Here is a 14,318-nt window from a genome sequence, read left to right as displayed (position 1 = left end):
GTTACTGCTCCTCCCCGAGGATCTGCGGGACGACGAAGCGGTCGTCCTCGACGGCCGGGGCCTGGTCGAGGGCCTGCTCGGCGGTGAGGGTGGGGACGACGACGTCCTCACGCATGGACGTGGTGATCGAGTGCGGGTGGCTCATCGGCTCAACGCCGTCGGCATCGACCTGCTGCACGGCGGAGACATTGGCGACGATCTCGTCGATCTGGCCGGCGAACTTCTTCAGTTCGTCGTCGCTGAGCGCAAGGCGGGACAGCTTCGCGAGGTGGGCGACCTCGTCACGCGAAATTTCGGACACTGCGGGCTCAATCCTTTACACGTCTACGAATGAACTCGTCCCATGCTACTGCAGGGGCCGGAAGCGGAGATTGTGAGGGTTTGCCCTCGAGTTCGCACACACGACCGTAAGCGTTGCCTATGATGAAGGCAGCGTCAGCAGTGTTATACCGGGTTCCCCGGGTACCACCCCCGCACGATCACGAGCTCCACTGAAAGGGAGTCTTCCCCACCATGTCGTTTCTCATCCGCGTCCTGCTCCCCGATGTCCCGGGAAGCCTGGGACAACTCGCGGAGGCCATCGGATACGCCGGCGGAAACATCCAGTCGGTCGACATCGTGGAGGTGTTCCCCGACGGCACGGTGATGGATGACATCGTCGTCGGCCTGCCCAACACGGTCATGGCGGACACGCTCATCACCGCCGCGAACTCCATCGAGGGCGTGGAGGTCGACTCGATCCGCCCCTTCTCCGGTCGGGTGGACCGTCGCGGCCAGATCGAGATGCTGGCCAAGGTCGCCGCGTTCTCCCGCACCATCCCCCGCGCCATGGAGGAGCTGGTCACCGTCACCCCGCAGTCCATGACCGCGTCGTGGGCCATCGTGCTTGACGACGCCGTGGACTCCCCCATCACCCGCGTCGCCGCGTCCCTGGCGGCGCCGGAGGATGACGGCTCCAGCCCGGTGAGCATCGACGTCGCCCAGGCCCGCATGCTCAACGCGGAGGCCGAGGACTGGGTCCCGGAATCGTGGGGGCTGCTCGACTCCTCCCTGGCTGCCACTCCCCTGGTCGGCACCGGCATGGTCCTCGTTGTCGGGCGTACCGGCGGCCCGGACTTCCTCGCCAGCGAAGTCCAGCATCTCGGCCACATCGGCCGCATCGTCGGCGCGATCCTCAGTTGAGCCACTTGCCCGGGATCCCCAGCAGTCAGCGACTGCTCCGCTTCTCCGCCTGGTTCCAGGCCGCGATGTTCGGCCTGTTCGTCCTGCTGGGATTCCTCGTCCCGCACCACTCGCTGATCATCACCGCGTGGATGGCCACCCTCGGCGCCTTGCTCGCCGCCGTCCTGCTCATCCCCCATCTCAGGCGCGATCGCTGGCGCAGTCTCCTCGGGCTGCTGGCCAGCCTTCTCTGTTTCGTGGGCTGGGGTTCCTGGATCGTCGCGTGGTGGCAGTACGGCACCCTCGACGGGTCGATCATCAACATCACCTGGTTCCTGGCCGTCGTCGGTGTCATTCTCCATGTCAGCGCAGCCAGAAAGGCCGCCCGCGACACTCCCCGGGAAAGCCGACCGTGACCCCGCAGTTCGAATGGGTGCCTCGGCTCTCCTCCACGGCCTGATGTTCTGGATCGTGTTCGAGGACTACCGCTCCTTCGATCTGTTGCCGATCGCCGCGGGAATCGGGGTCGCGGCCGGACTCCTCGCCGTCGGGTTCGTCGTCATACGACGTCGTGATCTGCGGGTGGGTGCGCTCGTCACGGCGCTGGCGGCCGGGGTCTCGCGCTGGTCGGGTGGGGCAACTGCCTGTGGTTCGTGGCCACGACGACGACCTGGGAGACCCGTCTACCGGACCCTGTGGCGGTGTTCTTCCCGGCACTTGCGCCCATCATCTTTCTCGTGGCGGCGCTCATTCCCGGCCCGCCGCACCGGGCGTGATGTCGGTGCTCCGGGCCGGGTCTCCTGTCCGTACTCGCTGAGCGTCTAACCACCCAGGACGATGCCCTCCCGTCTCGGGTCGGCTCCTCCGATGATGCCGTCCTCGGTGACCACGAGTGCCGAAAGACCACTGGACTGGTCCTCGGTGTCCACGGTGTGGCCGAGGTCCTCCAGCCCGGAGACGAGGGAGTCACTGTCGGACATGAGGGGGTGTTCGCCGCCGATGGTGGTGTCCTCGGTGTTGCGGGCGCCGAAGTTGGGGGCGGAGACCGCCTGCTGGGGGTTCATGTCCCAGTCGACGATGTTGAGCAGGGTCTTCACCACGTACTGGATGATCAGGGAGCCGCCCGGGGAGCCGAGCACCATGCGCAGGTCGCCGGGAGCATCGCCGTCGGCACGGTCGAAGACGAGCATGGGCGACATGGAGGAGCGGGGGCGTTTGGCGGCCTCGACGCGGTTGGCCACGGGCTCGCCGTCCTCGCCGACGGGCTCGGCGGAGAAGTCGGTGAGCTGGTTGTTGAGCAGGAAGCCGTTGGTCATGTGGAAGGAGCCGAAGCCGGCCTCGATGCTGGTGGTGGCGGAGGCGGCGTTGCCCTGGGCGTCGATGACGCTGATGTGGGTCGTGCCCTGTTCAGGCAGATCGGCGCCGCGGGCAATGGCGGGGACGAGTTCGCCGGGCTCGGCGACACCCATGGAGGCGTTCTCGTCGATGAGTTCGGCGCGCTCACCGATGTAGCCGTCGGTGAGGAAGGCGCCGACGCCGCCGGGGATCTCGGTGAAGGCGGGGTCGGCGATGTAGGCGTCGCGGTCGGCGTAGGCCAGTCGTTCGGCCTCGGAGACGAGGTGCACGGCCGCCGGGGTGGGCAGTGCGCCGTCGGGCCCGGCTTCGCCGGGGGCGTGCTGGGCGAGCTCGAAGCCGTCGAGCAGGCGCAGGGTCTCCAGGACGGCGACACCGCCGGAGGAGGACGGGGGCATGCCGCACACGACGGTCTCGCGGTAGGGCGCGCACAGCACCTCATGCTCGATCGGGGTGTAGCCGGCGAGGTCGGCGGTGGTCATGAGCGAGGGGGTCATGCCGTCGTCGTCACGCGTGGCCGCCTCGACGATGGACTGGGCCAGCTCCCCGGTGTAGAGGGCGTCGGGCCCGTCTGTCGCGAGCGTGTCGACGACCGCGGCATACTCCGGGTTCTGCAGCACCGTCCCGGCCGGCTTCGCCGCACCCTCCGCATCGAGGAAGTAGGCGCGGGCCTCGGGGTCGCGGGCGAGGTCCTCGGCGGAGCTCTCGACGGAGGCTGCCATGCGCGGGGAGATCTCGAAACCTTCGGTGGCCAGGTCACTGGCCGGGGTGAGGTTCTCCGACCAGTCGCGGGCACCGAAGCGCTCGTGGAGGGTGCCGAGTGCGGCGACGATGCCGGGCACGCCGATGGAGCGTCCCGAACGGCGGGCGTCCGGGACGGGTGCACTCTGGTCCTCGGGGGAGACGTGGATGAGGTAGTTCTCGTCGGCGGCCAGCGGGGCGACCTCGCGGCCGTCGATGGCGACGTTCTCGCCGGTGACGGCGTCATGATAGAGGATGTACCCGCCACCGCCGATGCCGGAGGACTGCGGTTCGGTCAGGCCGAGGACGAACTGGGCGGTGACGACGGCGTCCGCTGCGGTGCCGCCCTGGAGCAGGACGTCGCAGGCCGCACGGGTGGCCACGGGGTTGGCCGTGGCGACCGAGAAGGACTGGGTCTGCACCGCCTGCATGCCGGAGCGGTAGCCGGTGGCGATCTCCGGGTTGGTGGTGATGTCGCGGTCGCTCTCGCCGCCGGTGGCCTCTCCCCCGGCGTCGTCGCCGGCGGGTGCCTCGTCGAACTCGCAGTTGCTGGCGGTGATGGGGGCGACCTCGGCGGCCGGGGCCGCGTCAGCGGTGGTCGTGGTGGTGGTTTCGGTGGTGTCGGTGGATTCCTGGTCGGCGGTGGTGCAGGCGCTGAGCACGAGCGCCGTGAGGGACACGGCGACCAGGACGGAGCGTGGGCTTGTGATGGGCGTCATTCATCAACTGTAATGCACCTCACACTCCGGCGGGCGGGATTTCAGCCCCTATCCCGGCGATCCGGTCTCCAGGAGGCGGACGAAGCCGGCCTCGTCGAGGATGGGCAGGCCCAGATCGCGGGCCTTGGTCTCCTTGGAGCCGGCGTTCTCGCCGACGACGACGTAGGAGGTCTTCTTGGACACCGAGCCCGACGCCTTGCCGCCGCGGGCGAGGATGGCCTCCTTGGCTCCGTCGCGGGTGAAGCCCTCGAGCGAGCCGGTGACCACGACGGTCAGGCCCTCGAGGGTCTGCTCGGCGAGGTCCTCGCTGTCGTCGGCCATGGTGACGCCGGCGGCGGCCCAGCGGTCGACGATCTGGCGGTGCCAGTCCACCTCGAACCAGGCGCGGAAGCTTTCGGCGATGATCGTGCCGACGCCGTCGGTGTCGGCGATGTCGTCCACGGGGGCGTCGATAAGCGCGGGCAGGGAGCGGTAGCGGGCGGCGAGTGCGCGGGCGGCGGTCGGGCCGACGTGGCGGATGGAGAGGGCGACGATGACCCGCCAGAGGTCCACCTGCTTCGCGGATTCGAGGTTGGCCAGGAGTTTCTCGCCGGAGGCGTTCACCGTGCCCGCCTTGGTGGTGTACACCTTCGAGGCGAGCAGGTCCTCGGCGGTGAGGTCGAACAGGCCGGATTCGTCGACGAGGATGCCGGAGCGGATGAGATCCTGCGCGCCTTTTTCGCCGAGGGCCTCGATGTCGAAGGCGCCGCGACCGGCCAGATAGGTCAGGCGAGCGCTGAGTTGGGCGGGGCAGCTGCGGGTGTTGGGGCAGCGCCAGTCGGCGTCGCCCTCCTTCTGCGGTGCCAGGCGCGTGCCGCAGGAGGGGCACAGCGTGGGGAAGATGAATTCGCGTTCGCTGCCGTCGCGCTTGTCCGCGACGGGTCCGAGGACTTCGGGGATGATCTCGCCGGCCTTGCGGATGACCACCGTGTCCCCGATGAGCACGCCCTTGCGCTGGACCTCGGTCTGGTTGTGCAGGGTGGCCATGGACACGGTCGAGCCGGCGACGAAGACGGGCTCCATGATGGCGAAGGGGGTGATGCGGCCGGTGCGGCCGACACCGACCTGGATGTCGACGAGCTGGGTGGTCACCTCCTCCGGCGGGTACTTGTAGGCGATGGCCCAGCGCGGTGCGCGGCTGGTGGATCCCAGGGCGCGCTGCTCGGCGTAGGAGTCGACCTTGACCACGAGGCCGTCCATCTCGAAGACGGCGTCGTGGCGGTGGTCGGCCCAGTAGGCGACCTTCTCGCGGACCGCCTCCGGGGAATGGACCTGCTCGATGTAGGGGCTGACGGGCAGGCCCCAGGCAGCGAGTGCCGTGTAGGCCTCGTGCTGGGTGGCGGGCGTAAAGCCCTCCCGCGCGCCGATGCCGTGGCAGACCATGCGCAGGCGCCGCTTGCGCACGTCCGCCGGATTCTTCTGCCGCAGCGAACCGGCGGCGGCGTTGCGGGGGTTGGCGAAGGGCTTGCCGCCCTCGGCCTGACGCAGCTCGTTGACCTCGGCGAAGTCCTCGACGGCGATGAACACCTCGCCGCGGACCTCCACGAGCGCCGGGACGGGGAACTCCTCGGTGCCGGTGAGCTCGTGCGGGATGTCGTCGATGACCTTCGCGTTGGCGGTCACATCCTCGCCGACCCGGCCGTCGCCACGCGTGGCGGCCCGCTCGAGAACGCCGTCGCGGTAGACCAGCGCCAGCGAGAGCCCGTCGATCTTGAGCTCGGTGAGGTAGGTCTGGCTCGGGGTGCGCGCCAGCCACTCGGCGAGCTCCTCGTCGTCGAAGACGTTGTCCAGGCTCATCATGCGTTCGAGGTGCTCGACGTTGGCGAAGGTGGAGCTGACCACCGCGGGGGCGCCGACCTCCATCGTCGGGCTGTCCGGCACCGCGAGTTCGGGGTGCTCGGCCTCAAGTTCCTGCAGTTGCCGGAACAGGGCGTCGAAGTCCGCGTCCGGGATGTCCGGCTGGTCGTTGTAGTACAGGTCGCGGTGGTGGCGGACCTGCTCGGCGAGGTCGTTCCACTGGCGGCGGAGATCGGTGTCGACCTCGGGGTTCTGCTGCTGCTCAGTCACGTCGGCGATCTCTAGACGTTGCCACCGATTCCATTGTTCTGTAGTTTTGGAATTATGGAATCCCGTTCCGACCGCACCGACACAGACGTGCATGCTCGGCTGGCCGCCGTCGAGGCACGTCTCGACGCACTCGAATCCGCCCTCGAGGCCGCCCCGACGCAGAGCACTCCGACACCGGGCACCACGGAACCTGCGTCTCCCACCCGACCCGGCGCGCCGACCGGCGACGCCGATGCGCTGTGGCTGCTCGACGAACTCCCCCGCCGCGGCGACTTCCCCGACGGCTCCGTCATCTTCGCCGGCGACGTGTCCATCGGCGGACGCCGGGCGGTCTACCAGTGGCACCGGCCAACCCATGTCCTCGTCGACGAACCCTGGGATGACAACCTCGACCGGCTGGCCGCGCTCGCCCACCCGGTCCGCGGAGCGATCCTGCGCCGGTTACTGTGCGCCCCGGCGACAGTCACCGAGTTGGTCGACGAGCACGTCGTCTCCTCCACCGGCACGGCCTACCACCATCTCGGCGCACTGCAGGCCGGCGGCTGGGTGGCCAAGGAATCCGGTGGACGGCATTCGGTACGCTCCGCCCGGGTCGTTCCCCTGCTCACCATCATCGCCGCCAGCGAAGACCACTAGAAGACCACTAGGAGTCCCACCATGCAGACGAAGACCACCACCGCACTGGCCGTCGCCGTCGTCGTCGGGCTCGCCGTCGCGGCTGCCGCGCTCGTGCTCGGCCCCGACCACATCACCCCCTCCGATGAACGCACCGGGGATGAGGCACTCGCCGCCCGGCTGGCGGAGCACGCCGAATCCGGTCACCGGAACATCGCAGCGTTCACCGTCGCCGGCGACGAGGTCACCTTCGCCGGTCTCGGCGCGGACGAGCACACCGAGTTCGAGATCGGCTCGGTGACCAAGACCTTCACCGCGCAGATCCTCATCAACCAGATCGAGGCCGGCCGAGTCACCCTCGACACCACGGTCGGCGAGATCATCGACGCCGGGGACGCCGCGGTCGCCGACGTCACCCTCCGGGAACTGGCCGACCACACCTCGGGCCTGCCCCGGCTGGGCGGCAGCAACGGGATCATCACCAGCGTGGTCACCTCTCTCACCGGTGCCAACCCCTACGAGGGGACCAGCCCGGAGGACGTCATCGACGATGCCCTCACCGCCTCGCTGAGTGGCCGGGGTGAGTTCGACTACTCCAACCTCGGCGTGGCCCTGCTCGGCCAGTTGCTGGCCGTCGAGGCCGACACCACCTACGGGCACCTGCTCGACGAGCAGATACTCGAACCCCTGGGGATGACGGACACCTACCTCATGGAGACCGGCACCGTCCCGGCTGATGCCCCGCGAGGTCTGCTCACCACCGGACGAGTGGCGCAGCCCTGGGAGACGGACGGGTACGGCCCCACCGGTGGCCTCCGTTCCACCCCGGCCGATATGGCACGGTGGGCCCGGTTCCTCCTGGACAGCGGGGTACCGGAAATCACCTGGGGAGAGGGGCCGGACGGTTCCCATTCCCACAACGGCGGCACCTACGGCTACTCCTCCACCCTCATCGTCGATCCGGAGCAGCAGCGTGCGGTGTTCACCGTGGGCGACACCATGCACGATGTCGACGCCGTCGCCGACCACCTCTGGAAGGAGCAGTAGATGACCACGATCATCTCCTGGGCCCTCGTGGCCTTCGCGCTGATCTCCACCGTCCCGTCCATCCGTCGCGCCTGGCGCCGGAGCGTATCGGGCCGGAACATGGTCACGGATCTCCTCGCCACCGCCATCCTCATCCTCGCTGTGGGGTTCATTCCGACCATCTGGAACGGCACCGTGCCGGTCGCGCTCTGGTGGCTGTTGGCCGGCCTGCTCGGCATTCTCGCCGGGGTGGTGACGCACCGTCTTCTCACTGGTCACCGGCATGAGGAGAACGGTGTCGGGGTGGGCGTCTAGGGTATGAGGCATGACGAACTCGCCCGGTTTTGACGCCTCCCGCATGCTCTCCTTCGACCTGGAGACCACGTCGAAGTTCCCGGCGGAGGCGCGCATCGTCACCTCGGCGCTGGTGCGTATCGACGGTCGCGAGGTCAACGCCGTCGAGCACCTCGCCGATCCCGGGGTCGAGATCCCCGAGGAGGCCTCCCGCATCCACGGGATCACCACCGACAAGGCCCGCGCGGAGGGACGCCCGCACGACGAGGTCCTCGCCGACACCGTCACCGCCATCCGGCAGGCGTGGGAGGACGGGCTCACCCTCATCGTCTTCAACGCCAGCTACGACCTGTCGGTGCTGCGCAAACTCACCGGCGACTTCACCGTCACCGGGCCCGTCTTCGACCCGTTCGTGGTGGACAAGATCAAGGACCGCTACCGCAAGGGCCGCCGCACCCTGACGGACATGTCGCAGCACTACAACATCAAGCTGGAGAACGCCCACGAGGCCACCTCGGATGCGCTCGCCGCCGCCCGCATCGCCTGGAAGCAGGTCAAGATGTGGCCGGAGCTGGCGGAGATGGGCCACGGCGAGCTCATGGAGATGCAGGCCGTGGGCTACTACGAACGTCAGGAGGACTTCCGCCGCTACCTTGCCGGGCAGGGCAAGGACACCTCGGATGTCAACACCGCCTGGCCCATGCAGTCCTGACCTGGACCACCCAGGTCACCGCCCGTACCGCCGACACCGACCAGTGCACGGCCAACAGGGCGAGGAATCCGAGGCTGACGATGTCCCAGGCCCCCTGGCCCGTGGCCTCGGCGAGCAGGTGACTGCCCAGCGACAGCGTGCCCGTCGGGAACGTAGGCGATGCCGACGCGGTCCCAGCTCCGGCCGAGGGAGAGAAGCTGGGCGGCGGCGGTGGCCGGGCTGAGCAGGAAACACGCCACCGAGTTCACCCAGACCACGATCGACCACCCCGCCGGAAGCACACCAGCCAGGTGGCTCTGCCCGCCGGAGGTAGCCGACACCATCGGTGACACCAGTCCGAGACCCCACAGGAAGGTCGGTGCGCCCGAGAATCGGCGCAGCTGCACCTTTCGACGCCACCTGCGTGCCGTCCTTCTCCGGCACAGCTCCCCTGGTGCGGTGGCGGAGGATTTTCTCCGCGCGGTCGCCGACTGCCGAGGGACAACACCGCCGGACTAAAGGTCGCCGGCGTCGGTGACGAGCATCCTCTCCACGGCCACCGCCATGCGGTAGGCATGGGCGGCGTCGACAAGCGTGCCCTCGGTGATGCCGGAGCGGGGATGGACGTCGACGGCGGTGGTGAGCAACCCGCGGTCGAGGCCGAGCTGGTCGAAGAAGCGGGCCACGGCCACGGCCTTCGAGCGGGGCCGCTCCCCCAGTTCGTCGATACGGTCGTCGGTGTCGGTGATGCCCAGGCCCACCCGGAGGCCACCGCTGACGGCATGTCCGAAGCCGTCGAGCTGGGCGGTGCCGGTGACCAGGTCGGGGTTGACCTGGACGGTGGTCACGCCGGACTCGCGGGCCACATCCCACAGCGGGGCGTAGCCGGTCTGGTTGAGCAGGACATCATCGGCGGTGAGGCCGTCGACGACGTGGGCGAGGCGCTCGGCCAGGTCTCTGACATTGACCGGGCGGAGCGGGTTGAAGTCGGTGGCCCCGCGGAGGTCGCCGTTGTTGACGGCGGCCAGCAGCGGTTCGTCGAGCTGGACGCTCACCCGGGCCCGGAAGCGCGTCGATACGTCGCGGACGTGGTTGTTGACGCCCTCGATGAGGGCGTCGGTGAGGTCGCGGACCGCGCCCCGGTCGGTGAGCACCCGGTGACCGGAGGCCAGCTCCACCGAGGCGGCGAGCGTCCACGGGCCAGTGACCTGCACCTTGAGGTGGTCGAGGGTGGTGCCCCACGCCTGCTCGCACTCGTCGAGGTCCCGGGTCAGCCGGTCCCAGATCCGCCGGGTGGACCGCTGGGGGCGGTTGGTCATGATCCAGGAGCGCGGGCCCCGGTCGACAGAGACGGACTCGAGCAGGCCGGCGGTCCGGCCGATCGCCTCGGAGCTCAGGCCCCGGGCGGGCAGCTGTGGAAGGTGCGGGAAGGTGCCGGTTTCGCTGAGGACGACATCGGCGGCGTCGATAAGCGAGGTGCCGGGCAGGACGCCCAGGCCGTAGGCGCTCATCGGGTACCGCAGATCGTGCCGGAGCCGAGCACCACGTCACCCTGGCCGTCGGGGTCCGGGAGGTAGAGCACGGCGGCCTGGCCGCGGGCCACGCCCTGCAGCGGGGAGGACAACGTGAGGGTCATGGTGTCGCCGTCGATGTCGGCGCGGCAGTCGGTGATGCCGCCGTGGGCGCGGACCTGGACGATCGCGTCGAGGGAACCGCTCATCACCGGGTGGAGCACCTTGAGGCGGTCGGCGGTGATCTCGGTGACCCCGAGGGCGTCGCGCGGGCCGACGGTGACGGTACCGGTGGCGGCGTCGATGTCGGTGACGTACCGCGGGCGGCCGTCGGCGGCCGGGTTGCGCAGGTCCAGGCCCTTGCGCTGGCCGATGGTGTAGTTCCAGGCGCCGTCGTGCTCCTTGAGCTCGGTGCCGTCCTGGTCGACGATCATGCCCGGGCGCAGGCCGATGCGGGCGCCGAGGAAGGCCTGGGTGTTGCCGTCGGGGATGAAGCAGATGTCGTAGGAGTCCGGCTTCGAGGCGGTGGAGAACCCGTGGCGGGCGGCCTCCTCCCGGATCTGCGGCTTCGGGGTGTCGCCGACCGGGAACAGGCAGTGCTCGAGTTCATTCCGGGTGAGCACGCCGAGGACGTACGACTGGTCCTTGTCCGGATCGGTGGAGCGGCGCAGGTGGCCGTCGGCGTCGATGGTGGCGTAGTGGCCGGTGGCCACGGCGTCGAACCCCAGGGCCATGCCGCGTTCGAGGAGGGCGGCGAACTTGATCTTCTCGTTGCAGCGCAGGCACGGATTGGGGGTCTCCCCGGCCTCGTAGGAGGCGACGAAGTCGTCGATGACGTCCGACTTAAACCGGTCGGAGAAGTCCCACACGTAGAAGGGGATGCCCAGCTTGTCGCACACCCGCCGCGCGTCGGAGGAGTCCTCCAGCGAGCAGCAGCCCCGGGAGGATTCGCGCACCGTCTGCGGGTCGCGGGACAACGCCAGGTGGACGCCGATGACCTCGTGGCCGGCCTCGACCATCCGGGCCGCGGCCACCGAGGAGTCGACGCCGCCGCTCATCGCCGCCAGTACGCGCATGTGGGTGCCTCCCTGTGGTGTCGGTGGGGTGGGTGGGATGGGCCGGATCAGGCCCGGTCGTGTCACCCCGCAGCGTAATCTTCTCGGTGAAGTATCACTAATTTCCTGTCACCCTGCGTACCTAACCCGAGCGCCCATTGGGCCTCGAATCCGACCTATCGACAATCACTGTCGGTCTACGATGGCGTCACCGAGCTCTCCCACGCCACAGAAATGAGCCCCGCCATGCGCCGCCTGATCACCGTCACCTCGACCGTCCTGCTCGCCGCCACCCTCGCCCCGCATGCGGGCGCACAGGACACGGGACAGGACGACTATTACGTCCAGACCCCGGCGGACGTCTTCGGCGACCAGCGCGGGTCCAGCGGTTTCCGGATGACGGAGGAGCACGACGCCTACGTCTCCCTCATCAGGGCACGCGAGGCGCTCGTCGGCACCACCGAGGTCGTCGACTGCACCACGCTAGACCCGTTCCGCGCCTCCTCCTGCCTCGCCTTCGACGCGATCGGCGGCCTGGCCTTCCAGGTCATGCTGCCCCGCTGAGAAGGCCCGCTAGCATTATCTGTCATGGCCAGATCACGCGGGAAGAATCGTCGCACCGGAAACACCGCCCAGGACACCGCTGACGGCGGACCGGTGGCCGGGACCCACGAGATCACCACCGGCACCGCCGAGCTCGTCGCCGACGACTTCTACCCGGACGCGTGGACCCTCATGGTCAACGGCGTCCCCTCCTCCCATGTCCGGATCGGCCATCCCGAGCAGCTTGACTTCGAGTACATGCGGTGGATGGCGGCGATCATCGAGCCCTTCGTCGCCGAGCACCTGGACCCCGCGACCTTGCGCGTCACCCATCTCGGTGGGGCCGCCTGCTCCATGGCCCGGTACCTCGCCCACGTGTGGCCGGAGTCCCGGCACACCGTCGTCGAGCTCGACGCGACACTGGCCACCTACGTGCGCGAGTGGTTCGACATCCCCCGCGCGCCGACAGTGAAGATCCGGGTCGGCGAGGCCGGCGAGGTCACCCGCGGCTTCGTCCCCGCCAGCCGCGACATCCTCATCCGGGACGTCTTCGCCGGAGCGCGCACCCCGGCCGGCTTATCGACGCCTTCCTTCTTCCGCGCCGTCCACTCCTCCCTCGCCCCCGGCGGGCTCTACGTGGCCAACTGCGGCGACCACTCCGACCTGTCCAACGCCAAAGCGGAACTGGCGGGCATGGCGGAGGTCTTCGACCACCTCGCGGTCATCGCCGATCCGCCGATGCTCAAGGGTCGGCGCTACGGCAACATCGTCCTGCTCGGTTCCGACCGGGAGCTGCCCGCCGACGGATCAGTTGAAGCTGCCGCCATCACCCGGGAACTGCTCGGCGGCGCGGTGCCGGCCCAGTTCAAGGACGAGACGTGGACGCGCCGATTCTTCTCCGGGGCCACACCCCACCCCGAGTCACCGGAGCGATCGTGCCGTTCATGACGAGTGGCAGGCCAGGAACCTGGCCCGCCCGCAATTTCCGGTTTGATCGTGCCGATTATGCTCGACATTCCGCCCGTCGTCACCTACACTGCCCGTAACCGGCACGATCATGCCGCACAGGCGAAGGAGGCACGATGACCCCTACGGAGCTCGGCGACGCCACCCGAATTCGACGCCGTGATCTCGGGCTCCGGCAGGCGGAGCTCGCCGCACTCGCTGGCGTGTCCGAACGACTGATCAGGGACATCGAAAGCGGAAAACCCAGCCTGCGCATGGACACCCTGATGAAGGTGCTCGACGTCCTCGGGTTCACCCTTGAGCTGGCCACCTGGGACCCGCTCACCTCCCGCCAGGGAGTTCGACGGTGATCGCCGATGTCCGGCAGATACCCGAGGCGGATGTCCTGGTCGATGGTGTCCCCGCAGCATCTCTACGGAGGACGTCCGAGGGCGTGGAGTTCCGCTACCGGGACGACTATCTGTCCTCCGGCCTTCCGTCAGCGGCCACCACCCTTCCCCTCTCGGAGAAGCCTGTGGTGACCGCGGGTGGGGCGGTTCCTCCATTCTTTGCCGGGCTCCTCCCCGAGGGACGTCGGCTGAGCGCGTTGCGACGAAGTGTCAAAACCTCCGCGGACGACGAGCTGTCCCTGCTTCTCGCCGTCGGGGCGGATCCGGTCGGGGCGGTCGCCGTGATTCCGGCGGGAGGTCCCGCTGCCGTCCCCACCCCTACCGTGGACCTCAGCGATCCCGCCGGCGCAGACTTCAGTGCGGCACTGACCTCGCACGGGGTGCCCGATCCGGTGGCGATGGCCGGGGTGCAGGACAAGGCCTCCGCCCGGACGATTGCGGTCCCGGTCACAACTGCCGGATCAGACGCGATTCTCAAGATCTCACCCCCGGAGTATCCGCAACTCGTGGAGAACGAGGCCGCCTGCTTCCGAATCGGCTCCGGCAACAACCTGCGTATCCCCTACGCGGACACCGCGTTGCTTCATGATTGTCATGGTCGAGCGGGTCTCATGGTGCGGAGATTCGACCGGAGCGGGTCCCGGCGCATGGCGGTGGAGGACGCCGCCCAACTGCTGGGAATCTGGCCCGCGGAGAAGTACACGGTGAGCTTCGAGGAAGTCACGGACGCCATCACCGGAGTCTGCTATTCCCCTCTTCTGGCCCTACGGACTGTCGCGTTCCAGTTGGCAATGGCGTGGCTGACCGGGAACGGAGACCTGCACGCGAAGAATCTCTCCGTACTCCATGACGGCCGGGGATTCGTCCCCAGCCCCGTCTACGACGTCCCCAGCACCGTGCCGTACGGCGATCACGATCTCGCTCTGCGAGTGGGTGGTTCGACGACGGGCCTGAGTCGCAGGAGATTCCTCGCCTACACGGACGGCCGGGGACTGCCTCGCCCGGTGGCGGAATCCATCGCCGATGAGGCACTGCGCCTGACCGAGGGTGCCGCAGACGTCATCACCTCTGCCGCGGCTTACGATGCCCGACGGACCCGGGATCTCACCCGGGTTCTGGCTCATCGTCGACGTTCCTGGGGCGCCTGA

General features: G+C 68.9%; 16 protein-coding genes. 11 read left to right on the top strand and 5 right to left on the bottom strand.

The annotated features are described in order from the left end of the window. Nucleotide 1: 1 nt before the first annotated feature. The gene (gatC, locus tag QP029_RS09925) at nt 2-301 is read right to left on the bottom strand and encodes an Asp-tRNA(Asn)/Glu-tRNA(Gln) amidotransferase subunit GatC (RefSeq protein WP_284874154.1); all 300 of its coding nucleotides are present in this window, start codon (nt 299-301) and stop codon (nt 2-4) included. A gap of 212 nt (nt 302-513) precedes the next feature. Here gatC and QP029_RS09920 point away from each other — a divergent pair, with 212 nt between their 5' ends. The 3 genes from QP029_RS09920 (at nt 514) to QP029_RS09910 (ending at nt 1,937) form a co-directional block, all read left to right on the top strand. Further along, on the top strand, nt 514-1,182 hold the full coding sequence (locus QP029_RS09920; RefSeq protein WP_284874153.1) for an ACT domain-containing protein: 669 nt from the start codon (nt 514-516) through the stop codon (nt 1,180-1,182). 5 nt (nt 1,183-1,187) lie between these two features. Continuing rightward, the gene (locus QP029_RS09915) at nt 1,188-1,577 is read left to right on the top strand and encodes a hypothetical protein (RefSeq protein ID WP_284874152.1); all 390 of its coding nucleotides are present in this window, start codon (nt 1,188-1,190) and stop codon (nt 1,575-1,577) included. 237 nt (nt 1,578-1,814) lie between these two features. Next, nucleotides 1,815-1,937, top strand: a complete 123-nt coding sequence (locus QP029_RS09910; RefSeq protein WP_284874151.1) for a hypothetical protein — start codon at nt 1,815-1,817, stop codon at nt 1,935-1,937. 45 nt (nt 1,938-1,982) lie between these two features. Here QP029_RS09910 and QP029_RS09905 read toward each other — a convergent pair whose 3' ends face one another. Together QP029_RS09905 and ligA are read right to left on the bottom strand one after the other, a co-directional pair. Then, on the bottom strand, nt 1,983-3,974 hold the full coding sequence (locus QP029_RS09905) for a gamma-glutamyltransferase family protein (protein ID WP_284874150.1): 1,992 nt from the start codon (nt 3,972-3,974) through the stop codon (nt 1,983-1,985). A 48-nt stretch (nt 3,975-4,022) separates the two neighbouring features. After that, entirely contained in the window at nt 4,023-6,173 is a 2,151-nt protein-coding gene (gene ligA / locus QP029_RS09900) for an NAD-dependent DNA ligase LigA (protein ID WP_432418675.1), read from the bottom strand. Here ligA and QP029_RS09895 point away from each other — a divergent pair. From QP029_RS09895 to QP029_RS09880, 4 genes are read left to right on the top strand one after another with little or no spacing between them, the layout of a single operon-like run. Continuing rightward, the gene (locus tag QP029_RS09895) at nt 6,135-6,716 is read left to right on the top strand and encodes an ArsR/SmtB family transcription factor (protein ID WP_284874148.1); all 582 of its coding nucleotides are present in this window, start codon (nt 6,135-6,137) and stop codon (nt 6,714-6,716) included. The genes ligA and QP029_RS09895 overlap by 39 nt on opposite strands. A gap of 21 nt (nt 6,717-6,737) precedes the next feature. Then, nucleotides 6,738-7,742, top strand: coding sequence for a serine hydrolase domain-containing protein (locus QP029_RS09890; protein WP_284874147.1), 1,005 nt, complete (start codon nt 6,738-6,740; stop codon nt 7,740-7,742). Continuing rightward, nucleotides 7,743-8,036 carry a hypothetical protein gene (locus tag QP029_RS09885; protein ID WP_284874146.1) on the top strand — a complete coding sequence of 98 codons (294 nt, stop codon included), beginning with the start codon at nt 7,743-7,745 and terminating at the stop codon, nt 8,034-8,036. A 10-nt stretch (nt 8,037-8,046) separates the two neighbouring features. Continuing rightward, entirely contained in the window at nt 8,047-8,727 is a 681-nt protein-coding gene (locus tag QP029_RS09880) for a 3'-5' exonuclease (protein ID WP_284874145.1), read from the top strand. 494 nt (nt 8,728-9,221) lie between these two features. Here the strand turns inward: QP029_RS09880 and QP029_RS09875 are convergent, their stop codons facing one another. Both QP029_RS09875 and mnmA read right to left on the bottom strand, forming a co-directional pair. Further along, nucleotides 9,222-10,217 (bottom strand): uroporphyrinogen decarboxylase/cobalamine-independent methonine synthase family protein, encoded by a 996-nt coding sequence (locus QP029_RS09875; RefSeq protein ID WP_284874144.1) that lies wholly within the window; start codon nt 10,215-10,217, stop codon nt 9,222-9,224. Beyond that, on the bottom strand, nt 10,214-11,293 hold the full coding sequence (gene mnmA / locus QP029_RS09870) for a tRNA 2-thiouridine(34) synthase MnmA (RefSeq protein ID WP_284874143.1): 1,080 nt from the start codon (nt 11,291-11,293) through the stop codon (nt 10,214-10,216). Before mnmA ends, QP029_RS09875 begins: the two co-directional genes overlap by 4 nt. A 225-nt stretch (nt 11,294-11,518) precedes the next feature. Here mnmA and QP029_RS09865 point away from each other — a divergent pair, with 225 nt between their 5' ends. The 4 genes from QP029_RS09865 to QP029_RS09850 all read left to right on the top strand — a co-directional run bounded on the left by QP029_RS09865 (nt 11,519) and on the right by QP029_RS09850 (nt 14,318). Beyond that, on the top strand, nt 11,519-11,836 hold the full coding sequence (locus tag QP029_RS09865) for a hypothetical protein (RefSeq protein WP_284874142.1): 318 nt from the start codon (nt 11,519-11,521) through the stop codon (nt 11,834-11,836). A 24-nt stretch (nt 11,837-11,860) separates the two neighbouring features. Continuing rightward, nucleotides 11,861-12,763, top strand: coding sequence for a spermidine synthase (locus tag QP029_RS09860; protein ID WP_284874141.1), 903 nt, complete (start codon nt 11,861-11,863; stop codon nt 12,761-12,763). 134 nt (nt 12,764-12,897) lie between these two features. Then, entirely contained in the window at nt 12,898-13,131 is a 234-nt protein-coding gene (locus QP029_RS09855; protein WP_284874140.1) for a helix-turn-helix transcriptional regulator, read from the top strand. Further along, the gene (locus QP029_RS09850; protein WP_284874139.1) at nt 13,128-14,318 is read left to right on the top strand and encodes a type II toxin-antitoxin system HipA family toxin; all 1,191 of its coding nucleotides are present in this window, start codon (nt 13,128-13,130) and stop codon (nt 14,316-14,318) included. The genes QP029_RS09855 and QP029_RS09850 overlap by 4 nt, the downstream gene beginning before the upstream one ends.

It is taken from the genome of Corynebacterium suedekumii, from assembly GCF_030252185.1.
In the GTDB taxonomy this organism is placed as follows: Bacteria; Actinomycetota; Actinomycetes; order Mycobacteriales; family Mycobacteriaceae; genus Corynebacterium; species Corynebacterium suedekumii.
This window is presented reverse-complemented; position numbering and strand designations above follow the sequence as displayed.